The organism is Streptomyces spinosisporus (genome assembly GCF_022698145.1).
Classification (GTDB): domain Bacteria; phylum Actinomycetota; class Actinomycetes; order Streptomycetales; family Streptomycetaceae; genus Streptomyces; species Streptomyces spinosisporus.
Genome location: NZ_JALDAX010000029.1, coordinates 1 through 24,292, shown reverse-complemented (window position 1 = coordinate 24,292; position 24,292 = coordinate 1). Strand labels below are relative to the sequence as shown.

General features: G+C 71.6%; 24 protein-coding genes. 8 read left to right on the top strand and 16 right to left on the bottom strand.

The window, feature by feature from the left end:
* Positions 1 to 11: 11 nt before the first annotated feature.
* Positions 12 to 905 carry a Gfo/Idh/MocA family protein gene (locus MQN93_RS41120; RefSeq protein ID WP_242713517.1) on the bottom strand — a complete coding sequence of 298 codons (894 nt, stop codon included), beginning with the start codon at positions 903 to 905 and terminating at the stop codon, positions 12 to 14.
* Between the two features lie 257 nt (positions 906 to 1,162).
* Between MQN93_RS41120 and MQN93_RS41115 the strand changes: the two genes are divergently transcribed.
* Both MQN93_RS41115 and MQN93_RS41110 read left to right on the top strand, forming a co-directional pair.
* On the top strand, positions 1,163 to 2,020 hold the full coding sequence (locus tag MQN93_RS41115) for an aldo/keto reductase (protein ID WP_242713516.1): 858 nt from the start codon (positions 1,163 to 1,165) through the stop codon (positions 2,018 to 2,020).
* A 31-nt stretch (positions 2,021 to 2,051) separates the two neighbouring features.
* A complete protein-coding gene (locus tag MQN93_RS41110) occupies positions 2,052 to 3,821 on the top strand; it encodes an ABC transporter ATP-binding protein (protein ID WP_242713515.1) in 1,770 nt (589 codons plus the stop codon).
* A gap of 60 nt (positions 3,822 to 3,881) precedes the next feature.
* On the opposite strand, the gene MQN93_RS41105 is transcribed toward MQN93_RS41110, so the two are convergent.
* Positions 3,882 to 4,217 carry a hypothetical protein gene (locus MQN93_RS41105; protein WP_242713514.1) on the bottom strand — a complete coding sequence of 112 codons (336 nt, stop codon included), beginning with the start codon at positions 4,215 to 4,217 and terminating at the stop codon, positions 3,882 to 3,884.
* Positions 4,218 to 4,386: 169 nt separating this feature from the next.
* Here MQN93_RS41105 and MQN93_RS41100 point away from each other — a divergent pair, with 169 nt between their 5' ends.
* Positions 4,387 to 4,626 carry a DUF5133 domain-containing protein gene (locus MQN93_RS41100; RefSeq protein WP_242713513.1) on the top strand — a complete coding sequence of 80 codons (240 nt, stop codon included), beginning with the start codon at positions 4,387 to 4,389 and terminating at the stop codon, positions 4,624 to 4,626.
* 45 nt (positions 4,627 to 4,671) lie between these two features.
* Here the strand turns inward: MQN93_RS41100 and MQN93_RS41095 are convergent, their stop codons facing one another.
* Positions 4,672 to 5,640, bottom strand: coding sequence for a GlxA family transcriptional regulator (locus MQN93_RS41095; protein ID WP_242713512.1), 969 nt, complete (start codon positions 5,638 to 5,640; stop codon positions 4,672 to 4,674).
* Positions 5,641 to 5,816: 176 nt separating this feature from the next.
* On the opposite strand from MQN93_RS41095, the gene MQN93_RS41090 reads away from it, so the two are divergent.
* Both MQN93_RS41090 and MQN93_RS41085 read left to right on the top strand, forming a co-directional pair.
* A complete protein-coding gene (locus MQN93_RS41090) occupies positions 5,817 to 6,272 on the top strand; it encodes a hypothetical protein (protein ID WP_242713511.1) in 456 nt (151 codons plus the stop codon).
* Positions 6,273 to 6,380: 108 nt separating this feature from the next.
* Positions 6,381 to 6,599: a hypothetical protein gene (locus MQN93_RS41085; protein WP_037779950.1), complete on the top strand. Its 219-nt coding sequence runs from the start codon at positions 6,381 to 6,383 to the stop codon at positions 6,597 to 6,599.
* A 53-nt stretch (positions 6,600 to 6,652) separates the two neighbouring features.
* On the opposite strand, the gene tgmB is transcribed toward MQN93_RS41085, so the two are convergent.
* The 3 genes from tgmB to MQN93_RS41070 form a co-directional block, all read right to left on the bottom strand.
* Positions 6,653 to 7,645, bottom strand: a complete 993-nt coding sequence (tgmB, locus tag MQN93_RS41080) for an ATP-grasp ribosomal peptide maturase (RefSeq protein WP_242713510.1) — start codon at positions 7,643 to 7,645, stop codon at positions 6,653 to 6,655.
* A 17-nt stretch (positions 7,646 to 7,662) separates the two neighbouring features.
* Positions 7,663 to 7,854 (bottom strand): putative ATP-grasp-modified RiPP, encoded by a 192-nt coding sequence (tgmA, locus tag MQN93_RS41075; protein ID WP_016430618.1) that lies wholly within the window; start codon positions 7,852 to 7,854, stop codon positions 7,663 to 7,665.
* 131 nt (positions 7,855 to 7,985) lie between these two features.
* The gene (locus tag MQN93_RS41070) at positions 7,986 to 8,279 is read right to left on the bottom strand and encodes a DUF1232 domain-containing protein (RefSeq protein WP_242713509.1); all 294 of its coding nucleotides are present in this window, start codon (positions 8,277 to 8,279) and stop codon (positions 7,986 to 7,988) included.
* A 211-nt stretch (positions 8,280 to 8,490) separates the two neighbouring features.
* Between MQN93_RS41070 and MQN93_RS41065 the strand changes: the two genes are divergently transcribed.
* Entirely contained in the window at positions 8,491 to 9,534 is a 1,044-nt protein-coding gene (locus tag MQN93_RS41065; protein WP_242713508.1) for a hypothetical protein, read from the top strand.
* 76 nt (positions 9,535 to 9,610) lie between these two features.
* Here MQN93_RS41065 and MQN93_RS41060 read toward each other — a convergent pair whose 3' ends face one another.
* The 8 genes from MQN93_RS41060 to MQN93_RS41025 all read right to left on the bottom strand — a co-directional run bounded on the left by MQN93_RS41060 (position 9,611) and on the right by MQN93_RS41025 (position 18,647).
* A complete protein-coding gene (locus tag MQN93_RS41060) occupies positions 9,611 to 11,692 on the bottom strand; it encodes a xanthine dehydrogenase family protein molybdopterin-binding subunit (protein WP_242713507.1) in 2,082 nt (693 codons plus the stop codon).
* A 22-nt stretch (positions 11,693 to 11,714) separates the two neighbouring features.
* On the bottom strand, positions 11,715 to 12,707 hold the full coding sequence (locus MQN93_RS41055; protein WP_242713506.1) for an FAD binding domain-containing protein: 993 nt from the start codon (positions 12,705 to 12,707) through the stop codon (positions 11,715 to 11,717).
* Positions 12,704 to 13,288 carry a (2Fe-2S)-binding protein gene (locus tag MQN93_RS41050; protein WP_242713505.1) on the bottom strand — a complete coding sequence of 195 codons (585 nt, stop codon included), beginning with the start codon at positions 13,286 to 13,288 and terminating at the stop codon, positions 12,704 to 12,706. Before MQN93_RS41050 ends, MQN93_RS41055 begins: the two co-directional genes overlap by 4 nt.
* A 96-nt stretch (positions 13,289 to 13,384) precedes the next feature.
* Positions 13,385 to 14,617 (bottom strand): hypothetical protein, encoded by a 1,233-nt coding sequence (locus MQN93_RS41045; protein WP_242713504.1) that lies wholly within the window; start codon positions 14,615 to 14,617, stop codon positions 13,385 to 13,387.
* Positions 14,618 to 14,907: 290 nt separating this feature from the next.
* Positions 14,908 to 15,399 (bottom strand): lamin tail domain-containing protein, encoded by a 492-nt coding sequence (locus MQN93_RS41040; protein ID WP_016430611.1) that lies wholly within the window; start codon positions 15,397 to 15,399, stop codon positions 14,908 to 14,910.
* Between the two features lie 331 nt (positions 15,400 to 15,730).
* Positions 15,731 to 15,997 carry a hypothetical protein gene (locus MQN93_RS41035; protein WP_242713503.1) on the bottom strand — a complete coding sequence of 89 codons (267 nt, stop codon included), beginning with the start codon at positions 15,995 to 15,997 and terminating at the stop codon, positions 15,731 to 15,733.
* Positions 15,998 to 16,012: 15 nt separating this feature from the next.
* Positions 16,013 to 17,167: an FAD-dependent oxidoreductase gene (locus tag MQN93_RS41030; protein WP_242713502.1), complete on the bottom strand. Its 1,155-nt coding sequence runs from the start codon at positions 17,165 to 17,167 to the stop codon at positions 16,013 to 16,015.
* A gap of 115 nt (positions 17,168 to 17,282) precedes the next feature.
* Positions 17,283 to 18,647, bottom strand: a complete 1,365-nt coding sequence (locus tag MQN93_RS41025; RefSeq protein WP_016430608.1) for an FAD-dependent oxidoreductase — start codon at positions 18,645 to 18,647, stop codon at positions 17,283 to 17,285.
* Positions 18,648 to 18,850: 203 nt separating this feature from the next.
* On the opposite strand from MQN93_RS41025, the gene MQN93_RS41020 reads away from it, so the two are divergent.
* Both MQN93_RS41020 and MQN93_RS41015 read left to right on the top strand, forming a co-directional pair.
* A complete protein-coding gene (locus MQN93_RS41020) occupies positions 18,851 to 19,495 on the top strand; it encodes an RNA polymerase sigma factor (protein ID WP_372504533.1) in 645 nt (214 codons plus the stop codon).
* On the top strand, positions 19,488 to 20,399 hold the full coding sequence (locus MQN93_RS41015; RefSeq protein WP_242713500.1) for a CU044_5270 family protein: 912 nt from the start codon (positions 19,488 to 19,490) through the stop codon (positions 20,397 to 20,399). Before MQN93_RS41020 ends, MQN93_RS41015 begins: the two co-directional genes overlap by 8 nt.
* A gap of 50 nt (positions 20,400 to 20,449) precedes the next feature.
* Here the strand turns inward: MQN93_RS41015 and MQN93_RS41010 are convergent, their stop codons facing one another.
* Both MQN93_RS41010 and MQN93_RS41005 read right to left on the bottom strand, forming a co-directional pair.
* Complete coding sequence (locus MQN93_RS41010; protein ID WP_016430605.1) at positions 20,450 to 21,289, bottom strand: chitosanase; 840 nt, start codon at positions 21,287 to 21,289, stop codon at positions 20,450 to 20,452.
* Positions 21,290 to 21,439: 150 nt separating this feature from the next.
* Complete coding sequence (locus MQN93_RS41005; protein WP_242713499.1) at positions 21,440 to 24,241, bottom strand: SpoIIE family protein phosphatase; 2,802 nt, start codon at positions 24,239 to 24,241, stop codon at positions 21,440 to 21,442.
* Positions 24,242 to 24,292 lie beyond the last annotated feature (51 nt).

The window sequence follows — 24,292 nt, the reverse complement described above, 5'->3', positions numbered from 1 at the left end:
CGGAAGCGCTGTCAGCGCCCGGCGCGGTCCAGCAGGGTCTCCGCCTCCACGAGGATCTCCGTGACACGCAGCGCGAAGGACGCGTCGCACGGGTGCGGGCGACCGGTGCCGGCTGCGGAGATCAGCGCGTCGGCGGCGCGCAGCAGCGCGGTGACCGCTCCCTCGTCGCTGTCCGGAAGGACGGACACGCCCTTCTCGCCGCGCAGTTCGACGGCGTTGCCGGCCGCCGCGGCCGGGGCCGACAGGCTGAGGGTGACGGTGCTCGACGCGCCGCCGGCGTGGTCGAGGACCAGATGGACGGTGTCGCCGGGACCCGGTGCGGCAGCCGTCACCCGCCGGGCGTCGCCGAGGACGGGCAGCAGCACCGACAGGGCGTGCGGCCCCACGTCCCACAGCGCTCCCTTCTGCTGCCGCCACGGCGAATCCGCGAACGGGCTGTCGCTGTCGTCGGCGAACAACGAACCCAGCCACTGCGCGCGGCCGGTGAACCAGCCCCCGGCGTCCGCCTGCTCGGTGATCCACGCCTCTGTCTCGGTCATGAAGCGGCTGGTGAAGAACACGACCGAGGCGACACCGGCCTCCTGCACGGCCTCGGTCACCGCCCGCCCCTGCTCCACGGTCGTCGCGAGGGGCTTGTCCAGCAGCAGATGGCATCCGGCGCGCGCCGCGCGCACCGCGAGATCCGCCTGCACGGCCGGCGGCAGGGCCACGGCGACCGCGTCCACGTCGGCCAGCAGCGCGTCGACGTCGTCGTAGGCACGGGTGCCGTGCCGGTCGGCGAGCTCCTTGGCGGCCTCGGGGCGGCGGCCCCAGATCCCGGCGAAGTCCAGTGAGGTGTGCTCGCTCAGGGCGGGTGCGTGAGCCATTCCCGCCCAGGGGCCGGTACCGAGCAGTCCGATGCGCATGCCGCCGCCTTTCCGCTGAGCCGCCCGAGGTGACGGCTGGTTGCCGGCGAGCCTCGCACACCGGCCTGCAGGTCACGCAAGCCGGATCGGGTATCGCGCGATTCAGTTGCCCAGGTGCTGAATGCGTTCTCTTTCCTCTATTGGACCTCCGGCCCGCGGGCGAGTCAGGCTGGAAGACGTTCGCATCGCGCCGCACACCCCGTGCGGCGGGCCGAACGGTATTCGGTCCCGCGACAGCCGAAAGAGGTCAAGACCCCATGCAGAACCGTCGTATCGGTGACGTCGAAGTCAGCGCGATCGGCCTGGGCGGGATGCCCATGTCGATCGAGGGACGGCCGGACGAGGCACGCTCCCTCGCCACGATCCACGCCGCCCTCGACGCCGGCGTGACACTGATCGACACCGCGGACGCCTATCACCGGGACGCCCACGAAGTCGGCCACAACGAAACCCTGATCGCCAAGGCCCTCGCCTCCCACGACCGCGGCAAGGACGTCCTGGTCGCCACCAAGGGCGGCCATCTGCGCCCCGGCGACGGCAGCTGGACCCTCGACGGCAGCCCCCGGTATCTGAAGGAGGCCTGCGAGGCGTCCCTGCGCCGGCTCGGCGTGGAGGCCATCGGGCTCTACCAGTTCCACCGCCCCGACCCCAAGGTGCCCTACGCCGAGTCCGTCGGCGCGATCCGAGACCTGCTCGACGAGGGCAAGATCCGCATGGCGGGCATCTCCAACGCCGACCCCGACCGGATCAAGGAGGCGAACGAGATCCTCGGCGGCCGGCTGGTCTCCGTGCAGAACCAGTTCTCCCCGGCCTTCCGCTCCAGCGAGCCGGAACTCGACCTGTGCGACGAGCTCGGCATCGCCTTTCTGCCCTGGAGCCCGCTCGGCGGCATCTCCCGGGCCGGTGAACTCGGCTCCAGCTTCGCGCCGTTCGCGCGGATCGCCGAGGCCCACGGGGTCAGCCCGCAGCGCGTCTGCCTGGCCTGGATGCTCGCCAAGTCCCCGGTGGTCGTGCCCATTCCGGGTGCCAGCCGCCCGGAGACCATCGTCGACTCCCTCGCCGCCACGGAGCTCGAACTCACCGCCGAGGAGATCGCGCAGCTCGACGCCGTCTGACGGCACCCGGCCACCACGGAGGACCTCGCCGATGGCGTCGTCGTCGGACAGACCCCTCGACCACCGCTACCGCGACGAACACCCGATCCGTACCCTCGGCTATCTGTTCCGCGCCGACCGCCGCCAACTGATCGCGGCGGTCGGCGTGTTCACCGTCAAGCACAGCCCGGTCTGGCTGCTGCCCCTGATCACCGCCTCCATCATCGACACGGTCGTCCAGCACGCACCCGTCGGCAGGATCTGGCTGAGCACGGGGATCATCCTGACCATCCTCGTGCTCAACCACCCGCTGCACATCCTCTACGTCCGACTGCTCTACGGCAGCGTCCGCCGCATGGGCACCACCCTGCGCTCGGCGCTGTGCACCCGCATGCAGCAGCTGTCCATCGGCTACCACACGCGCGTCAGCGCCGGAGTCCTGCAGGCCAAGGTCGTCCGTGACGTGGAGACGGTCGAGCAGATGGTGCAGCAGACCGCCGAGACCGGGCTCGGCGCCATCACCGTGCTCGTCGGCGGACTGGTCATCATCGGGGTCCGCACACCGGAGTTCGTGCCCGTGTTCGTGGTCGTCGTGCCCGCCGCGGCACTCGTCGTGGCCCGCCTCAGGGCGCGGCTGCGCACCCACAACGAGTCCTTCCGGCACGAGGTGGAGACCCTGTCGTCAAGGGTGTCGGAGATGACCCGCCTCATCCCGGTCACCCGCGCCCACGGCCTCGAAGGCAAGGCGCTGCACCGCATGGACGGCACACTGCACCGCCTGCTGACCTCCGGCCTGCGCCTCGACCTGGTCAACGGCCGGTTCGGCTCGCTGGCCTGGGTCGTCCTCAACGTCGTCGGCGTACTCGTCCTCGCCGGCGCGGCCCTGGTGTCGTACTACGGCATGTGGGGTGTCACCCCCGGCGACGTCGTCATGCTCAGCGCCTTCCTGACCACCCTCACCAACTCGACGACCACCCTGGCCACCCTCGCCCCGGTCATCACCAAGGGCCTGGAGTCGGTCCGTTCGGTCGGCGAGGTGCTGCAGGCGCCCGAACTGGAGGACAACGAGGGCAAGTCGGAGATGACCGCGCTGCGCGGCAGCGTCACCTTCGAGAACGTCGGCCTCGCCTACGACGACAACGGCCCCGCCGCCGTGCGTGACTTCAGCCTCCGTGTCGCACCGGGTGAGACGATCGCCCTCGTCGGCGCGTCCGGCGCGGGCAAGTCCACGGTGCTCAACCTCGTCATCGGCTTCATCCGCCCGACCTCCGGCCGCCTGCTCCTCGACGGCACCGACATGAACACCCTCGACCTGCGCACCTACCGGCGCTTCGTCTCGGTCGTGCCGCAGGAGTCGATCCTCTTCGACGGCACCATCAGGGAGAACGTCGCCTACGGCATGGACGACGCCGACGAGGAGGCGGTGCGCGCGGCGCTGCGCGACGCCAACGCGACGGAGTTCGTCGAGCGGCTGCCGCAGGGCCTGGACACCGTCGTCGGCGAGCACGGCGCCCGGCTGTCCGGCGGACAGCGTCAGCGCCTGGCCATCGCCCGCGCCCTGATCCGCGACCCCAGGATCCTCATCCTCGACGAGGCGACCTCGGCTCTCGACACCCGCTCGGAGGCACTCGTCCAACAGGCGCTGGCCCGCCTGCTGCAGGGACGCACCACCTTCGTGGTGGCGCACCGCCTGTCCACCGTGCGGGGTGCGGACCGGATCGTGGTGATGGGCGGCGGCCGCATCCTGGAGACGGGGACGCACGAGGAGCTGCTGCGCGGTGGCGGGGCGTACTGCGAGCTGCACGGGGGGCAGGTGGCCTGAGTGGGGCGGCGGGCGGCCTGAGCGGGGCGGGCGGCGGTTTTCGGCCGTGACGGCGCCGGCTCAGGCGGCGCTGCTGCGGTGCGTGCGGTGGGGGCAGCTCGTGTCGTGCCGGGTGCCCAGGCTCGTCCACCAGCGTTCGCAGCACGCGCCCTCCAACTCGGTGCGCACCACCTCGTCGGTGGCCGGCCGCAGCGGACGCCGCGGGCCGGCGGCGGCCCTGCGCAGATCGCGGACCAGGGTCTCGCGGACGACGGCGATGACCGGGACCAGACTCGCCGCGGCGAACAGGAAGGCGGCCCAACGGGGACCGTGCAGGAATTCGAGGACCGTGGTCCAGGCGAGCCCGCCGCTGGTGGCGAGGTAGAGGGCGCACAGGAGGCGGCCGGAGTGAGTCATGGGCTTCACCGTTCGTGCTGGGAGGGTTACCCTCTGCTCAACGCCTCGCGGCGCGCCGGGAATCGGGTAGAGCGACGGTATTTCGTCAATTGAGGCCCGGGGTGCGGAAGATGTGATTGGTCCGGCGGTGCCCGGGAATACGAGGCGGAAACCAAGAGAGGGGCGCTTCGTGCTCGTTCCGGACCCGAAGGTCGTCAGAACGTTGCTCACCAGATACGCGGCACTGCGCATCGCGCAGGCGGAGCAGGAGAAGCCACAGACGGCGCGGGAGCTGGCGGACGTCTGCCGCGCCCTGTGCGCCGTGATGGGGGCCGCGAGCGTCGAGGAGGCGATCGCGAAGGCCGACGCGCTGCTGATCGCCTCGTGGCGCACAGCCGGTGGGGGAGCGGGCCTGTCGCTGGCCGTGTGACGCCGTCCCTGTCGCGAGGGCACAGGCCTCGCGACAGGGACGGCGTCAGCCGTGTGCGACCGGGACGCGCTCCTTTGCCTGGAACGCGGAGCGGTACGCCTGCGGCGTGGTGCCGACCACCCGCCGGAACCGCTCGCGAAACGCCGTCGGTGACCCGAACCCCGCCTGCTGCGCGATCCGTTCGATCGGACGGTCGCTGTTCTCCAGCAGATACTGGGCTCGGCGTACGCGCGCCCGCAGCAGCCACTGCAGCGGAGTCGTCCCCGTCTGCTCGCGGAACCGCCGGCTGAAGGTGCGCTCACTCATCCCCGAGCGCCCCGCCAGCATGCCCAGGGTGATCTCGCCCGCGAGGTTGTCCTCGATCCATTCCAGGACCGGTTCGAGCGTCGAGCCGCGCGGCACGGGCGGCTGCTCGTGCACGATGAACTGGGCCTGTCCGCCCTCCCGTTCGAGGGGCATCACGGAGAGCCGGGCGGCGTCCGCGGCGACGGCCGACCCCAGGTCGCCGCGGATCATGTGCAGGCACAGGTCCATGGCGGCCGCGGCGCCCGCCGAGGTGAGGATCTGCCCGTTGTCGACGTACAGCACGTCGGGCTCCACCTCGATCGCCGGGTAGCGGCGCGCCAGTTCACCGGCGGCCACCCAGTGCGTGGTGGCGCGCAGACCGTCCAGCAGTCCGGCCTCGGCCAGCACGAACGCCCCGGCGCACACCGACGCGATCCGGGTACCGGCTTCGGCCGCCTTCCGCAGGGCGGCCAGTGCGCGGGGGGAGAACTCCTCGACGAGTTGCGAGCAGCCCGGGACGACGACGGTGTCGGCGTCCTCCAGCGCCTCGAGACCGTGGTCGACACGGAGCCCGAAACCGTCCGTGCGCACGTCCCGCGACTCGGCGCACAGCCGCACCCGGTACGGGCGGCGCCCGTCCGGCAGCCGCGTACGGCCGAACACCTCCATCGGGGCGGCCATGTCGAACGGCACCACATGGTCCATGACCAGAATCGCCACTGTGTGCATGGAAGCAACGATAGGTGGCTTCCCGCCAGGGCGGTGACCTGGGGCAGCGTGGCCACCGGCCGACCACAGGGCTGGCGAGAACCCGTTGGAATCTGTCATTTCCGCCCCTGTGCGATCAGCACGAAGATCCCTAGCGTGAGCCGCGCACCGCTGATCGCACCCTTGGAAGGCTCCCGATGACGAAGGTCCTGCTCATCCTCCACGTCCTGGCCGCCATCGTGGCCGTAGGACCCGTCACGGTCGCCGCGAGCATGGTGCCGCCGGCGGTGCGGAGGGCCGGCACCGACACGGCGGCAGTGAGCACCGTCCGTCTGCTGCACCGCATCTGCCGTATCTACTCCGGCATCGGCATCGCGGTACCCGCCTTCGGGTTCGCCACCGCCGGGGCGATGGGCGTCCTGGGCAGCGGCTGGCTGATCGCCTCCATCGTGTTGACCACGGCCGCCGCCGGCCTGCTGATCGCCTTCGTCCTGCCCCGCCAGGAGGAACTGCTCGGACAACTGGACGCGCAGCAGACAATCGAACGGTCGAGCACCGTACAACTGGCCATGTTCACGGGCCTGTTCAACCTGCTGTGGGCGACCGTCACGGTGCTGATGATCGTACGGCCCGGTTCGACCACGGGGGCCTGAGCGCGCCGCCGTCAAGCGCACCCGGGGAATTCACATCACGGACCTCCGGGGCGTTTACACTCGACAGCCGTGCCCATGCGCATGGGCCGCACACGAAAGGCATGTCGGGTGTTCCAGGATTCCCCCATCTACGACCGACTCGTCGCCGAGCGCGGCGACGTCCCCACCCAGGCGCGACGGGAGGCCGAGCGGGTGAGCCGGGAACTGGAGTACGCCCTGCGGCCGCTGCAGTCCTTCGACGCCGCACCGTCCCCCGACCGCCACCGGGCGCACGCGGGGGCGGGGTGGCAGCGCACCGCGCTGCTGCCCGGCTCGCTTCCCGCCTGACGCCGTGCCTCACCTGACACAGCCTCACCTGATGCGGCCTACCTGACCGGGCCTCAACACACCGTGCGGTTCGCGCCGTTGACGTGCGTCCCCTCCGTCGGGCCGGGGCGCGCCAGCCACTGCGCGACGGTCCGGGCGATCGGCTGGCCCGTCTCCACCTCGACGAAGCCGAACTGCCCCGACTGATTGCACTCCAGGAACCACCAGGTCCCGTCGGCGTCCTCGGCGAAGTCGAAGGCGCCGTAAGCCAGTTCGGCATCACGGAGATAGCGGCGGACGGCTTCTGCGATGCGCGGCGGCACCTCGGCCGGGCGCCAAGGTATGTCGGACGACGCGAAGCGGACGTCCACGGTGCCCGGGTCGTCGGGGTCCGCGTCCTCGTCGATCTCCTTGCGGGCCGCCAGCAGTTCGTCGCCGACCGCGGTCAGACGTATGTCGGCCTTCTTCCCGACCCTGCGCTGCAGCAGCGTGGGCCCGAACGCCACGGCGGAGAAGTCGGTGCCGGGCGCGACCCGGCTGGTCGGCACGGCCCGGGGCGGATCCTGCGGATGCGCGCCGGAGACCGGCTTGACCACCAGGTCGGGGAAGCGGTCGGCGAACTCGCGGGCGGCCTGCGGGAACGTGGTGATGAGGGTGGCCGGGACGGGCAGTCCGCAGCGCTGGGCGTGCCGCAGCTGCCAGGGCTTGTGGCGGGCCTGGTGGGCCGCGTCGGGGTGGTTCATCCAGCGGGCGTCACAGCCGCGCAGCATGCCGAAGAGCGCCTGGGAGGACTCCTCGCTCAGCCATGCGGAGGGCTCGGCGGCACGCGCGGCGGCCTGCCCGGGGCGGCGCACCCACACCGACCGCAGCCCGGAGATGCTCACCAGACGTCCGGCGGACTGGAGATGGCCGCGGAAGGCGCCGTGCACGAACTCGCCCGACAGCGCGACACCGCCGGGGAGGTCGGCGGGGTCCAGGCGGAGAACCGGGACCCCGGATGCGTTCAGGTGCACGACCACCATGTCGGCGGTCACATCCTCTTCAGAGGTGAGGATCAGGACGGTCATGGTCGGCTGCGGTGCGTTCAGTCGTCGAAGTGTGTCTTGGACCCCGCGGTGGACGTCGTGGTCCCCAGCTCTCTCAGCAGGGCGTGGTCACCCGCGGCGACCCGGCCGTCCATGAGCACGTTCAACTGCAGCCCGGGGTCGTAGACATACGGAGTCGTAGCCTCCAACTTCACCGCCGGACGTGCGTAGTTGAGCGCGAACGGTTGCATGGTCTCTCCCTCGTCAGTGCTGCACGACCGAGCGCCCCGCCCGCTACGGCGCGGCCCGGTCCGCCGACTGCCTTGCCCTTCCAGTCAGTTATACGAATCGAACGAGTGATTGGTTTCCTTACTCTCCGTAATCACAGGGAGGATTCGCGGCGGTTGGGCGCACTGAGGGAGTTGTGCATCGTGCGCAGAGCAAGCAGAAGAATGCCGACATCGTCCAGATAGATCGGGTCGGGCAACAGGTCAGTCGGCAGGAAAAAGTAAAGGACAGCGCCCCAGAAGACCCATCGCGGACCGCTCGGCAGGCCCGCCCGCCGCAGATCGCGGCGGGCCCGCAGCAGTCTGGTGAACAGGACGACCGCCATGGCGAGGATGAGTAGAGCAACGATGGAAAATGTGATGACGATCACCGTCGTGGACGGTTTCACGGGTCCTCCTCGTCAGGGCGGGCCGAGCGGGCGCTCCCTTTCCGGATTCCCGCATTGGGCGTTCGTAGAGCCCGCGTTCATACCTGTGGCCCACCCGAGTGGCACCCGGTGACGGCAGCCCCTAGTAATGGCACTGCACTGCAACGTCGTGACCAGCGTCGGGGGACGCGGGCCCTGGCGTACCTTTTCGTCTCTTCCATGGAGGAGAGTCATGAGCATCCGCTCGTCATCATCCGCATCCAACGACCCCTCCATAGCCACCACGCAGGACGACCCGGTCAGCGCTCTGGTGCACGCGGCGGTCGCCGACCGCCCGCTGGAGGAGGTCGCCAACCTGATCACGCTGCTGGAGGAGTCCCCACAGTACGCCCGAGCCACCGTCGACGCCCTGCGCGCGGTGGGCACGGACCGCTCCGTGGAGGACGTCACCCGGCTGGTCACCATGCTGACCCGCCCGCCGCGCGACGCGGCCAGCGCGGACGAGGCCATCCGCGCGGCGGCCGAGCACCGTCCGGTGGAGGAAGTGACCCGTCTGATGGCGCTGCTGCACCAGACGCAGACGGAGCGCCACTTCGGACAGGAGGCGGCCCGGGCAGCCGCACTGGCCCGGCCCGTCGAGGAACTCGTCGAACTCATAGGCAGGCTGAGCGAGGAACGCGAGGCGCTCGCCGCCCTGCCGGAGACGGAGCCGTCGGCACCGCCGCAGGGCCAGACCGAATGGGGCCCGGGCGGCGCCTTCCCGCCACCCGTTCCCCTGGCCCCGCCCGTCCTCCCCACGCGGCCCTCCGCCACCACGGCCCACCGGCCCTCCCGTGCACCGAAGAGCCCGTCCGAGCGGCTGCCGTGGCCGGGCCTGGTGGCGGCAGGCACGCTCCTGCTGTGCGCGATGCTGTGGTTCCCGATGTACCAGGAGGGCGAGCCCGTCGCGCTCTACGTCTCCTCGGTCGCGGTGTCCGCCCTGTGCGCGCTGCTGGCCGTGGTGGTGACCCTGCGGCCCGTCCCGCCCGCGCTCGCCCTCGCCATGCTGGTGGCCGCGGTGCTCGCGGCGGCGCAGCTGTACCAGGGCCGGTTCCACTCGGCATGGCTCTCGCGGGCGCTCGACCTGACGCTCGCGCCCAGCTGGATCGCGGGCCTGGCCGCCGTGACGGCGGCACTGGCGGCACTGACGGCCCTCGTCGTACGTCTCGCCTCGAACCCGCCGGCCGATAACGCGCCGACACGCCGGCCCCTGGCCACGGTGTCCCGGTCGGAGTAGGCGGCCAGTGGTTTCCGGGCGGCCACGGGGGTCGCCCGGAAATTCGTCGTGGGGCGGCAACTCGTCGTAGGGCCGCCTAGAAACCCGCTCCGCGCCGCACGCGGTCCGGTGTGAGGGGGAGTTCGCGGTAGCGGGTGCCGGTGGCGTGGTGGACAGCGTTGCCGATGGCGGCCGCCGTTCCCACGATGCCGATCTCGCCGATCCCCTTGCTGCCCATCGGGTTGAGATGAGGGTCGTCCTCGTCGATCCAGTGGACCTCGATGTCCGGCACGTCGGCGTGCGCGGGCACGTGGTACGACGCCAGGTCGGACTGGGTGAAGTCGCCGAACGCGGCGTCCATGGTGCTGCCTTCGGTGAGCGCCATGCCCAGTCCCATGGTCATGCCTCCGACGAACTGGGAGCGCGCCGTACGGGCGTTGAGGATGTGCCCGGCGGCGAACACACCCAGCAGCCGCCGCGCCCGCACCTCACCGGTCACCGTGTCGACGGCCACCTCGGCGAAGTGCGCGCCGAACGCGTGGCGCGCCCAGGGGCTGTCGGCGTCCGCCTGCCCGGCCGTGTCGGCGTGGGCGTCGAGGCCGTCCGGTGGCAGCGGCCCGGTGTGCGTTGCCAGCCGGGCCGTCAGCCGGGTGCAGGCCTCGTGGACGGCCCACCCCCACGAGGCCGTGCCGGACGAGCCGCCCGCCAGCGACGCGGACGGCAGATCGCTGCGGCCCACCTCGGTACGGACCCGTTCGAGCGGTACGCCGAGCGCGTCGGCGGCGATCTGAGCCAGCACCGTACGGGAGCCCGTACCGATGTCGGTGGCGTTGATCCGTACGAGGAAGGTGCCGTCGGGGCAGGCGCCGGCCGAGGCGGTGGACGGCTGGACGAGGACGGGATACATGGCCGCGGCCACGCCCGTTCCGATGCGCAGCGGCCCGGCCGTGCGGGGCGCGCGGTGGGCCCAGTCGAAGCGGCGCGCGCCCTCGCGCAGACACTCGACCAGATGCCTGCTGCTGAACGGCTTGCCGCTGTGGGGCTCGGTTTCCGGCTCGTTGACGATGCGCAACTCCACCGGATCCATGCCGAGCGCACAGGCCAATTCGTCCATCGCGGACTCCAGCGCGTACATGCCGGGAGCCTCGCCGGGGGCGCGCATCCAGGACGGTGAGGGGACGTCCAGCGGGGCCACACGGTGCACCGTGCGCAGGTGCGCGGCGGCGTACATGGTCCGTGCGGGCACCGCGGCCTGCTCCGTGAACTCCTTGATGCGCGAGGTGTGGGTCGTCACCTCGTGGATCAGGGAGGTGAGCCGCCCGTCCGGTTCGGCGCCGAGCCGGACCCGGTGCAGGGTGGGCGCCCGGTGCCCGACCACGGCGGGCATATGGCGGCGGGGCAGGGCGAGCGTGACCGGTCGGCCCGTCTGCCGGGCCGCCATCGCGGCCAGCACCACGTCGGGGCGTGGCGTGCCCTTGGAGCCGAAACCGCCGCCGACGTGCTCGGCGACGACGGTGACGCCGTCCTCGGGCAGCCGGAACAGCCCGGCGAGCACGGTCTGCACAGCGGTCGATCCTTGGCTGGAGGTGTGCACCAGGAGCCGGTCGCCGTCCCACTGTGCGGTGCTGGCGTGCGGTTCCATGGGGTGGTTGTGCAGGGGCGGAACCCGGTAGTCGGCGTCGACCTGGACGGCCGAGGAGGCGAAGGCACGCTCGGGGTCCCCCTGCTCGGTGGCGGCCGGGTAGCCGCCGTTGGCCTCCTCGGGGACGTACGCCCCCGGGTGCGTCATGGTCAGCGAGACGTCGTGCTCCTCGGGCTCGTAGGACACCTGGACCGCGGCGGCGCCGGCCCGCGCGTCCTCCAGGGTCTCGGCCACCACCAGGGCGACGAACCAGCCCCGGTGCGGCACGCGCGGGTTCTGCAGTACCGCGAGCGTGGCGTCGTCCGGTTCGGCCAGCCGGGGCGCGTTGCGGTGGGTGAGCACCGTCAGGACGCCGGGCTGTTCCATGGCGGCGGCCGTGTCGACGGCCGTCACCGTGCCGCGGGCGACGGTGGCGGGCACGGGCCAGGCCCAGACGCGGCGCGGTGGCGCGTGCTCGGCGGCGTAGCGGGCGCTGCCGGTGACCTTCTCCAGACCCTCACGGCGCTCCACCGGAGCGCCCACGACGGTGCTGACCATGTCGTTCTCCTCCGGTGCCGGTTCAGGTCCTGGCGGGCTCGGCGAGCCGGGTCAGGACATCCAGGGCGAGGCTGCGGGCGAGCGGCACCTTGTAGGCGTTGTCCCGCAGCGGTCGGGCGGCGGACAGTTCGAGGTCCACGGCGCGCTCGAACGCGGCCGCCGTGGGCGCGGCGCCGACCAGGGCCTCCTCGGCCACCCGGGCCCGCCAGGGCCGGTGGGCCAGCGCCCCGAAAGCGATGCCGGCCCGCTCGACGACACCGTCCGTCACCTGCAGCATCGCGGCCACGGAGGCCAGGGCGAAGGCGTAGGAGGCGCGGTCGCGGGCCTTGCGGTACAGCGACGGCAGCCCGCCCGTGGCCGCCGGCAGCACCACACCGGTGATCAGCTCGCCGGGGCGGATCTCGGTGTCCTGCTCGGGGTGGTCGCCGGGCAGCCGGTGGAACTCGGCGGCCGCCACCTCGCGCGCGCCCCCGGGGCCGTACAGCTCGACCTTCGCGTCGAGGGCCGCCAGCGCCACCGCCATGTCCGACGGGTGAGTGGCGATGCAGTGGTCGGAGGTGCCGAGCACCGCGTGGTCGTGGTGGACGCCGTCCCGCGCCCCGCAACCGCTGCCGGGGACGCGCTTGTTGCACGGTTTGGAGACGTCCTGGAAGTACGGGCAGCGGGTGCGCTGCAGCAGATTGCCGCCTGTGGTGGCCGCGTTGCGCAACTGGCCCGAGGCGCCCGCGAGGAGCGCCTGGGACAGGGCCGGGTACCGGTCGCGCACGGCGGGGTGGGCGGCGAGGTCGCTGTTGCGGTCCATGGCGCCGACCCGCAGCGAGCCGTCGGGCAGTTCCTCCACCGCGTCCAGCGGGAGCCTGCCGACGTCGACGAGCGCGACGGGCTGCTCGACGCCGAGCTTCATCAGGTCGACGAGATTGGTGCCGCCGCCCAGGAACCGGGCGCCGGGCCGTGCGGCGAGGGCGGCGCACGCCTCCTCGACGCTCGTCGCGCGGACGTAGTCGAAGGCCTTCACGCGATCACGTCCTCGACCGCGTCGACGATGCGGGGATAGGCACCGCAGCGGCACAGATTCCCGCTGAGCCGTTCCCTGATCTCGTCCCGGTCCAGCGGCACCGCACGCCCCGACGGTGCCCGCGGATCGGTGACCCGGGAGGGGTGGCCCGCGGCCGCTTCGGCGAGCGCTCCGATGGCGGAGCAGATCTGGCCCGGGGTGCAGTAGCCGCACTGGAAGGCGTCGCGGTCCAGGAAGGCCTGCTGGAGGGGGTGCGGCTGCTCGCCGTCGCCGGTGGGCCCTTCGCCGGTGAGCCCTTCGACGGTGGTGACCTCACTGCCGTCGAGCGTCACCGCGAGCAGCAGACAGCTGTTGACCCGCCGCCCGTCCACCAGGACGGTGCAGGCACCGCACTGACCGTGGTCGCAGCCCTTCTTCGCGCCGTACAGCCCCAGATCCTCGCGCACCACGTCGAGCAGGGTGCGCCGGTGGTCGAGGGTGAGCTGGTGCGGCTTGCCGTTGACCCGCAGGGTCGTGTCGGTGCGGTGGCGGGACGCGCTCGCGCCGCCCCGCTCCCCTTGGAGATGCTGGCTGTCGCCCATGACGTCGGGACCTTCCGGGACGGGCCGTGGTGCCGTCCTGTCCGCGTATCCAGGCTGCGCGCGCTGACACGTCCGCCCCGCGAGACGTCCCGGGTCTCAGCCGCCGGGTGACTCGGACCGGTCGTCGGGCTGTGGCTCGGACCGGTCGTCGGTCTCGGGCCGGGTCTTGGGCTCGGGCCCGGGTTCGCGGCCGGTGGAGGTCGGTGGCCGCAAGGCCTTCGCGGACTCCCTGAGGCGGCCGAAGGTGCGCGTGAACTGCTGGAAGGGGGAGCCGGCGGGTGTCGCGGGCGGCGGGGGCGGTGCGGGTGCGGGGGGCTCGGCGCCGGACTCGCGGTAGGCGGTGAGCGCCTCGTGGGCGCGCTCGGCCGCCTCGCGGTACAGGTCGCGCGACTTCGTCATCGCCTCCAGCGCCTCGGAGTACATCGCCACCAGCCGGCGTTCGTGGTCGAGTTCCTCCTCCAGCGTCATCAGCTGCCAGTCGTCCCGCAGCGCGCGCACGGCCGCCTCGCCGCCGTCCGGCAGCAGCGGGGGCAGGGCGGCGAAACGGGACAGGGCGTCCACGAGGTCCGCGGGCCGCGAGCCGTCGAGGAAGACGGTGCGCACGGCGTACTCGTCCGCGGCGAAACCGTCCGGCGCGGGGTCCGGCGGCAGCAGTACGGCGCCGCCGCGCGGCAGCTGCACCTTGAACGGGCGCAGCGCGCGGTTGACGATGCGCAGCTGCTCCGGTGCGGCCCGGTGTTCCAGCACCCGGTGGCGCAGACTCGGCGACAGCAGCGGGCCGAGCGGTCGGCTGCCCTTCTCGTCGGGCGTCATCGCCTCGTGCACCACGACGTTGATGTACCAGCCGCCGCGCACGGAGCTCTTCAGCAGCCGCCGGATGTCCCTGTCCTCGGTGGGCAGGTGATGGACGTCCCGGACCCGCAGGCCCGTGTTTGGTTCGTGGTCCCACGGGCTGGCCGGATCGTCGGGCCAGAACATGGTGACGGGCGACGGCCACTCCGGGTGCCAGGGGCGCTCGGCCTCGGCGGCCAGCACCCAGTCATGGCCGCCCTGTGCAGCGGGGGTGAGCGTCAGCCGGGCCCGTACCGTCACCGTCCCGGCGGCCTTCCAGCGCGCCTCGAAGATGTGCGACGGTCCGCTTTCGCCGTCGGCGGGTCCGAGGTCCTCGGCGGGCTCGGGCAGCTCGCGCTGGTCGTCGAGGACCGTGCGGTCCTTGAGCCGCTGCAGATTCGTACGTACGACGTCCTCGGCGTCGCTTCCGGTGTGGCGGCCCCGAGCGAGCCACAGGGTCGGGGACGGGGCCGGTCGGACGCTGGTGGAAATGCGCATGGGTCCATCTGAAGGCGGGGGTGCGTGCGTACACCAGTATCGTCCGGGCGAGTCGGTGTACGTCACACGGGGTCCGCACACGGGATGTGCGCCGCGCACACGGGGTGCGAGCGATCCACTCCAGGACATGACAGTTCACGCGTGTTCCCCCGCACTGTGGTCCCGTCACAATGGCGGCCGCGAACAGGGCCCGCCCACCATCCGCTTCGGGGCGGGGCCTGTTCGCGCTCCGTCGAGGCGGTGCCGGAGTCCGGCCGGCACCGTCCTTCTGTGTCCCTCCGGTGCGGGCGTCAGCCGTGGAACGTGACGTACCCGTTCCCGTCGCGGTCGTTGGACGCCTTGGTGTACGCGTGCGTGTCGGCGTGCGCGCCGGAGGACTTGTAGAGGTAGATCGTGTCCTTGTCGTTGTTCCAGATGAAGTTGCAGTTGTTGCGGTAGGCGACGTTCTTGCTGTCGGACTCGGTGCCGCGGCCGCCGCGGAGCTTCACATAGTCGCCGGGCTGCAGATAGTGGTTGTGGCTGAAGGTGTACTTGTTGCCGACCTTGTCCTTGACCACATAGCCCTTGAGGTTCACGGTCGTGCGGGCCGAGAAGTTCCTGATCGTCAGGTACTCGTTCTTCGTGTTCCCGGTCGAGCAGCTGTTGGAGTCCCTGCCGGGCGCGTCGTACTGGACGCCCTTGATCTTCAGTGCCGAGGAGTACTCGGTGGCATGGGCCGGGACGGCGGCCAGCACGGCCAGAGCACCCGCTGCCGCGGTCGCGGCGACCACACGTATGCGCATGTAGATCTTCCCCCCAATGTGGAATTTCAGTGAAGAACGTGGAAACTATACGACCACGCCCGGAGTCCACGCGGGTTCCCCGAAAACCGTGGTGCGGGGGTCAACGGCTCTCGTCGTGCGGTCGGATCACGGCCGCAAGGGTGGGCAGCCAGACGCAGGACGGGGCAACGGTGGCGATGACCGGGCCCTGAGAGGCCCGTAGTCGAGCTCGGGCAGGTCGATCGGCGGGTAGGCACAGAACATCTGCGGGCCGTGATCGCGGAAGTATGCGGCGTGTGCGAGATGGGTGCCCGGCCAGACCCAGAGATTGCCGGAGTTCTCCGTCAGCTGATCAGACATCAGAACGCACGCCAGCAGCGTGAACGTGCCCTGCACCGGCCAGTTCCTCGGCGAGGCCGAATACCGGGGTACGGGTCAGAGGCGCTCTCAGCGTCGGCTCGTCCTTGGTCCGGAGGAAGGAAAAGTGGGGGCCGCGCTTGTCGGCGGGAGGCGGATCGGCGGCGACGACCTCGTCGATCCGCCTGGCCACCTGCTCCAGAAGATCTTCCTGCACCACCTGAGGTACCAGAACGAAGCCTTGCTCTGCGAACTCGTGCACCTGGTTGAGGGGCGATCAGGTCCAGATGTCCGCGTCCCACTTCAGCAGGCGTACGAGGTCGTCCTCTCCGGGGCGGGAAGGGGCCGCGCCCCGGGCGGTGGGGGACGGAGGGTGTACGCCGCGGGAGATGTTGCCGCTGACGGTGATGTTGTGCTCCACGCGCGGGCGGCGCAGCTCCTCGAAGCGGGTGAGGGCGGAGTCGGTGTCCGGGGCGTCGCGCAGGCACTTGGCGAGGATCACCGCGTCCTCCAGGGCCATCGACGCGCCCTGTCCGGTGGCGGGTGAGGCCGCGTGCGCGGCGTCCCCGACGAGCAGGACGCGTTCGGACCGCCAGGGCGTGCCGGTGGGGATCTCGGTGGCGTTGGTGACCAGGATCTCCTCGCCGGTCGCGGCGACGATGTCCGCGGCGGGGGTGGTGTCCTTGCGCAGCAGCGGGAGCAGCATCTCGCGCCGGTCGGCCGGGGAGCTCTGGGCGAGCTGCTCGGCGGACAGCGGGTCACCGGAGACGCGCGCGAACCAGTACGCCTCTCCTTCCGGCGACACCGCGACGCCGAAGGCGGCACTGCTGCCTCGGATCATGGTGATGCACGCGTCCCCGTCGGCCACGGGGGCGGCGTCGGTGCAGCCGTAGAAGACGAGCTGGCCGGCGTACAGCGGCTGTACGGCGTCGAGGGCGGTGCGCCGGACGGTGGAGCCGAGGCCGTCGGCACCGATCAGCAGGTCGCCGGTGGCGGTGCTGCCGTCGGCGAAGTGCGCGGTGACGCCGCCGGTGTCCTGCCGGACGCCGGTCAGCCGGGCGCCGTGGCGTACGGCGATGCCCCGGCGTGCCGCCTCGGCCTGCAGGGCGGAGCTGAGGTCGCCGCGGCGCAGACAGCGGTACTGCAGCAGGGGATCGCCGGCCTCGCCGATGGGGGTGTGGGCCAGCTCCATGCCTGTGCCGTCGAGGACGCGCATCGAGGTGAGCGGGCAGCCGAGTGCGGTGACGACGGCGGAGGCGTCGAGCTGCGCGAGCGCGCGCATGCCGTTGCTCGCGACCGTGAGGAAGGCGCCCAGGTCCTCGGCCGAGTCGGGATGGGCCTCGTGCACCTCGACGTCGAGGCCCGCCCTGTGCAGTGCAAGAGCCGTCGCCGAACCGGCGATTCCGCCGCCGATGACCAGTACGCGCGCCACGCCCACCCCGCTCGTCTCCGTACGGCCCCCGTGGTCGTACCCGCATCTGATCAAACGTCCAGGGGGCGGCGCCGGTTCCGCGCCGCCCCCTGGACCGGGCTGATCCGGCCGGGGATCAGGCGCCGCTCGCGCGGAGCATGTCCTCGCGCTCGACGATCTTCACGCGCTCGCGCCCCTGGGGCTCGCCGAGGGCCTTCTCCGCGGCGTCCAGCTGGTACCAGCCGTCCCAGGTGGTGAAGCGGATGTTCCGCTCGCCCAGGAACGCCTCCACGGCCTCGGGCTGCGGCGCGGTGGGGGTGTGCAGGCGACCGCTCGTGTAGTCGTCCAGCAGGTTGGCCACCGTCTCGTTGGCGTCGCCCTTGGTGTGGCCGATCAGGCCCACCGGGCCGCGCCGGATCCAGCCGGTGACGTAGGTGGACTGCAGGTGCTCGCCGGACTCCTGGATGACCCGGCCGCCCTCGTCCGGGACGGTGCCCGTCTCGATGTCCCAGGGCAGCTTGGGCAGTTTGTCGGAGAGGTAGCCGACCGCGCGGTAGACCGCGGTGACGTCCCAGTCCTTGAACGCGCCGGTGCCCTTGACGTTGCCGGTGCCGTCCAGGGCGGTGCGCTCGGTGCGCAGGCCGACGACCCTGCCGTCCTCGCCGAGGACCTCGGTGGGCGACTCGAAGAAGTGCAGGAACAGCTTGTGCGGGCGGTCGCCGACGTCGCGTATCGCCCAGTTCTCCAGGGTCTTGGCGACCATGTCGGCCTGCTTGTTGCCGCGCCGCGTCTCGATCGAGCCGGCGTCGTAGTCGATGTCCTCGGGGTCGACGATGACCTCGATGTTCGGGGAGTGGTCCAGCTCCCGCAGCTCCATCGGGGAGAACTTCGCCTGCGCCGGGCCGCGGCGGCCGAACACATGGATCTCCAGCGCCTTGTTGGCCTTCAGGCCCTCGTACACGTTCGGCGGGATCTCCGTCGGCAGCAGCTCGTCGCCCGTCTTGGCGAGGATGCGGGCCACGTCCAGGGCGACGTTGCCGACGCCGAGCACGGCGACCTTCTCCGCCTGCAGCGGCCAGGTGCGCGGCACGTCCGGGTGGCCGTCGTACCAGGACACGAAGTCGGCCGCGCCGTAGGAGCCGTCGAGGTCGATGCCGGGGATGCGCAGCTCGCGGTCGGCGGTCGCGCCGGTGGAGAAGATCACGGCGTCGTAGAACGCCCGCAGGTCGTCCAGGCTGATGTCGTTCGGGTAGTCGACGTTGCCGAAGAGGCGGATCTGCGGCTTGTCCAGCACCTGGTGCAGGGCGGTGACGATGCCCTTGATGCGGGGGTGGTCGGGGGCGACGCCATAGCGGATCAGGCCGAACGGCGCGGGCATGCGCTCGAAGATGTCGATGGACACACCGGGGTCGGCGGCCACGTCGGACTTGAGCAACGCGTCGGCGGCGTAGATCCCGGCGGGGCCGGCACCGACGATGGCTACCCGCAGGGGGCGGGGCATGATCAGGTTCCCTTCGAGCGGCAAAAGATCGACTCGAACAGGAAGCCTAAGCTAAGGCATGCCTAAGTCGGTACGCGGGTCCCGTCTATGAGGCCATAAGCCGATTCTATGAGCGGAAAATGGAACCCGACTGCGGGCATCGGCCAACAACAGTCGACCATGCCCGCGACCCGAAGGACATCCATGAACCCGAGAGGCGAGAGGTGACCGCCCTGCCGGGCCTCAGAGCCCGCCCGGCCCCCGTCCCGTCCGGCGACGATCGTTCCGACGCCTGTGTCATCGAGCAGTCCTGGGACGACCCCGACGCGTTCGCGGTCCTCTTCGACCGCTACGCCGACGACATCCACCGCTACGCCGCCAGACGCCTCGGCACCGAGGCGGCCGACGACCTGATGGCCGAGACCTTTGTGATCGCCTTCCAGCAGCGCCGCCGCTACGACCTGTCGCGGGCGCAGGCACGCCCCTGGCTGTACGGGATCGTCACCAACCTCGTGGGCCGGCACCGCCGTTCGGAGGCCCGCCGGCTCAGGGCCCTCGCGCGCGTCGCCGGCGTGTCACCGGCCGAGGCCGAGCCCCTCGCGGACCGGGTGGCCGCCAGGGTCAGTGCCGAGCGCTCACGCGCTCAACTGGCGGGCGCCCTCGCGGGGTTGACCGCCCGCCACCGGGACGTACTGCTGCTGATCGCCTGGGGTGATCTCGACTACACGGAGGCGGCGGAGGCTCTGGGAGTGCCGGTGGGGACCGTGCGCTCACGGCTGCACCGGGCGCGGACCGGACTGCGACAGGCGCTGGGCGGGTCGGATCCCACAGCCCTGCACGAGGAGACCGAGGAGACCGATCGTGGATGACCTCACCGCGGTGCGTGAACTGCACGACGACGTACCGGAGTTGACCGACGACGCACGCCTGGCCGCCCGCGTCCGTCTGCAACGCGCCGTCCTCCAGGAGCGCCGTCCGCGTGCACTGTCCCGGCGGCTGGTGCTCAGGACGACCGTCGCCGCGACGGCCACGGCGGCGGTCGCGGGGGGCGTGCTGCTCGCCACGGACGCCGACGGACCGCGGATGACCGCGCTCAGCGCCGCCGAGGTGCTCCAGAAGGCCGCGGTCCGCTCACGCGCCGCCCGCTCGGGGGTGCCCGTTCCTCGCAACGACCAGTACTTCTACACCCGGACCTTCATCACCCGGACGTACGACAAGGACGGCAGGACGCGCACCTGGACCGACGAGAGCTGGACATCGGTGGACGGCTCCAAGCCCTCACGGCGCGAGGAGCACGGCAAGGTCCACAACGATCCACCGCTGGCTGAGAACGAGGTGATGGCGCCGCCGACCGAGTACGCCGCACTCGCGAAGTGGCCGACAGACCCGGACAGGCTGCTCGAGCGGCTCCGCATGGACACCAGGGAGGACGACAGAATGGCCTTCATGAACGCGTGCCAGTTCTTCGTGGTGCCGCGGGTCATGCCGCCCGGTCTGCAGGCGGCGATCTTCGAGGCCGTCGCGAAGATTCCCGGCATTCGGACCGATCGCGATTCGGTGGACGCTCTCGGCCGCCGTGGCGTCGCGGTGTCGTACCCGAAGTTCGACTTCTCGTTCGTCTTCGACGCGCGGACCTGCGCCTACCTGGGCATGCGGTCGAAGGGAAGCAGCGTGACCTATCACGGCCGCAAGGCGGAGCATCACGACTGGTACCACGAGGTCAGCGGACGGCTGGAGCTGGCCGTGGTGGACCGCATCGGACAGCGCCCGTAGGGCACGGCTGCCGTACCGCCGGGGGGTGGTACGGCAGCCGGTACCCGCCATCAGCCGATGTGGTAACCGTCCCCGTACACCTGCCAGTCCAGCGGTGTGTCCAGGCACAGGTTGCCGTTGTCCAGGAACACCCGCTGCTCGGTGTCGACCCGGCTGGTGTCGCTGTGGGCCTCCTCCTGCTTCATCGCCCACACGCGCGCGTCGAGGAAGGCGTTCAGGTACGCCGTCTCGTCGCCGCCCTGCGCAGGGGGCTTCGCGCTGTTCAGGGCGCGCCCGCGGATGCTGCGGAAGCTGGTCGGGTCGTCGCCGTTGCCGTGCATGACGATGGCGTCGTAGTAGGCGAACTGGCCGAGGGTGCCCAGGCCGTCGGTCCTGCCCTGCTGCACGGCCGGGTTGAAGTACACACGGTCGCGCTCGTCGTTCTGCGCCTGCTGGAAGGCGCTGTCCTGAGCGGCCCTGCGCCAGTCGTCGGGGAAGTCCGGGTCCAGGCCGTCGTGCGAGTCGGAGCCGTTCACCTCGCGCAGTGCCGGGAGGTACTTGGCGAGTACGTTGCCCGGCTCGCGGTCGGTGTAGAGCTGGACCAGGTCGAGCATGTCGCCGGTGCCGGAGCAGAAGCCGATGATCCCGGCGGTGTAGCCGCGGCCGTCGCCGATGTCCTCGATGTACTGGTACTGGGCCTTCCAGTCGAGCGAGGAGTTCTCCGCGCTCGACACCAGCTTCATGGCGATCTCCTTCTTCGCCGGGTCGTCGAGCCCGGCGCAGTCGGTGGTCGCCGACGCGTGCGAGGGCCGCAGCAGCGGGACCGCGGCCAGGGAGGCGCCGAACGCCACGAGGACGGTACGGCGCGAGATGCGGGCAGAGCGTGTGGGGTCGCTCGAGGGGTGCCTCACGGGGGCTCCAAGTCAAGGTGGGGGGTGGGGAGTTGGCCGTGCGTGACACTGATAGGAAGGTTTACTACCAGTCAGCGCGAGCGAAGCACACCCGTCGCGCGAAAAGTTCGTAGGGATGTACGAAGAAGGTACGGACCAAATGGGGGTGAGTCAGGGCAGCGGCTGCTCGGCCCAGATGACCTTGCCCTCGGGGGTGTACCGGGTGCCCCAGCGCTCGGCGAGCTGGGCCACCAGGAACAGACCGCGGCCGCCCTCGTCCGTCATCGCCGCGTACCGCAGATGCGGCGACGTACTGCTGCTGTCGAAGACCTCGCAGATCAGGGTGCGGTCCAGCAGCATCCGGACCCGGATGGGGTCGGCGCCGTAGCGGATCGCGTTGGTGACCAGCTCGCTCAGGACGAGTTCCGTCGTGAAGGCCAGCTCGTCGAGCCCCCACGCGTCGAGCCGGCGGCTCACGGAGGCGCGTACCTCGGCGACCTTCGCCGGGTCGGGCGGCACCTGCCACTCGGCGATGTGGTCGGCGGGCAGCGCCCGGGTGCGGGCGACGAGCAGGGCGACGTCGTCGCTCGGCCTGGCCGGCAGCAGCGAGTCCAGCACCGTCCGGCACGTGTCCTCCGGCGACTCGCCGGAACGTTCCAGCGCAGTGCGCAGCAGGGCCAGCCCCTCGTCGATGTCCCGCTCCCGGTCCTCGACGAGGCCGTCCGTGTACAGGACGAGCCGGCTGCCCTCCTCCAGCGTGAGCTCGGCCGTCTCGAACGGCAGACCGCCGATGCCGAGCGGGGGTCCCGCGGGCACCTCGGGGAAGTCGACGCTGCCGTCCGGACGGACGAGCGCGGGCGGCGGATGACCCGCCCGGGCGATCGTGCAGCTCCGGGTCACCGGGTCGTACACCGCGTACAGACAGGTGGCGCCGATGACCGGGGCGCTGCCCTCCGTGGTCTCGTCCTGGTCGATACGGCCGATCAACTCGTCCAGCAGCGCGAGGAGTTCGTCGGGCGGCAGGTCCAGTGCGGAGAAGTTGTGGACCGCGGTGCGCAGCCGCCCCATGGTGGCCGCCGCGTGCAGCCCGTGCCCCACGACGTCGCCGACGACGAGAGCGACACGTGCACCCGAGAGCGGCAGCACGTCGAACCAGTCGCCGCCGACGCCCGCCTGCGCCGGCTGATAGCGGGAGGCCAGGTCGAGGGCGCTGTGGTCGGGCAGTCTGCGGGGGAGCAGGCTGCGCTGCAGGGTCACGGCCATGCTGTGCTCGCGCGTGTAGCGGCGTGCGTTGTCGATGGAGACCGCGGCGCGGGTCACCAGCTCCTCGGCGAGGGCCAGTTCCTCCGCGTCGAAGGGGTCCGGCCGGTCCGAGCGCCAGAAGCTGACCACGCCCAGGACCAGGGTTCCGGCGCGCAGCGGCACCGTGATCAGCGAATGGATGCCGTACTCCACGACCTGCGCGGTGCGCTCCAGGTCCTGCGCGTGCCAGCCGGGCGCCACGCGCAGGTCCGGCTCCAGCACGGCCTGTCCGGAGCGCAGGCTGCGGGCCTGCGGCGAGGTGTCGACGAATCTGATCTGCCGGTCCACCTTGTACAGCGGGGCGTCCTCACGGACCCCGCTCACGGCCGTGCGGCGCACGGACGTGGAGCCTTCCGGCTGGCCCCCGGCCAGCACCGCGTCGAACAGGTCGACCGTCGCGAAGTCCGCGAAGCGCGGCACGGCGAGCTCCGCCAGCTCCTCGGCGGTACGGGTGACGTCCAGGCTCGTACCGATGCCGACGCCGGCGTCGTACAGCATGTCGAGGCGTTCGCGTGCGGTCTCGGCGCGGCCGGACAGGGCCCGCAGCTCGGTCGAGTCGCGCAGCGTGGCGACGCTGCCCGGCGGGCCGCCCTCGAGGTCGGTGGGCCGCTGGTTGACCGCCAGCAGCCGGTCCTTGACCAGGTGCACCTCGTCGGTGGCGACGCGCCCGGAGGCCAGCAGCTCCGCGGTGTCGGCAGCGAGGCCCAGGTCCAGGGCGTGCCGGCCCTCGGCGTCCGCGGGCAGGTCGAGCAGACGGTGCGCCTCGTCGTTGGCGAGCAGCAGGCGGCCCTCGCCGCTGACGATGAGGACCCCTTCGCGCACGGCGTGCAGCACCGCGTCGTGATGCTCGTACATCCGGGTCATCTCGTCCGGACCCAAACCGTGCGTCTGGCGCATCAGACGTCTGCTGACCAGCGCGGTGCCCGCCGTGGCCAGGGCGAGACCCACGGCGGCGGCCAGCAGGACCAGCGGGAGCTGGCGGTTGGCTGCGCCGCCCACGTTCTCGGTCGTGATGCCCGCCGAGACGAGGCCCACGACCTTGCCGTCGGGGGCCCGGATCGGGACGACCGCCTGCACCAGCCGGCCGATCGTGCCGTCGATCTCCTCGGTGACCGTGCGCCCGGCCAGCGCGGGGGCGATCGTGCCGACGAACTTCTTGCCGATGCGGTCCGGTTTGGGGTGCGTGTAGCGGATGCCGTCAGTGTTCAGGACGACGATGAAGTCCACGCCCGTCGCCTTGCGGGCGGCCTCGGCGCGGGGCTGCAGGACGGCGGTGGGGTTGGGGGAGTTCAGGGCCGCGCGGGTGCCGGGGGCGTTGGCGAAGGTCTCGGCGACGGCGACCGAGCGGTTGCGGGCCTCCTGCGTGCTGTCGTGCCGGGCCTGCAGATACAGCGCCACCACCGCAGCGACCACCAGCAGCAGCACGATCACCACCTGCAGGACGAACACCTGCCGCGCGATGCTGCGTCCGGTCAGCGCCGACCGCAGCGCCCCGAAACGCCCCGGCTCGGACTCACCCGCCTGGGCCCTGCGCCGACTGATCACACCCGCCGGCGTCCGCGCCGCTCGCTGCCCGTGCACCCCATGGGCGCGAACGCTCGCGCGGCGGGCACGGGGACCGCCGGGGCGACGATGCGACCGCGCCCCGGAACGATCCGGAAGTCGGACCATGTGCCCATGTCTACACTGCCGCGCCGCATGAGGCGAGAGGCACTACAGACG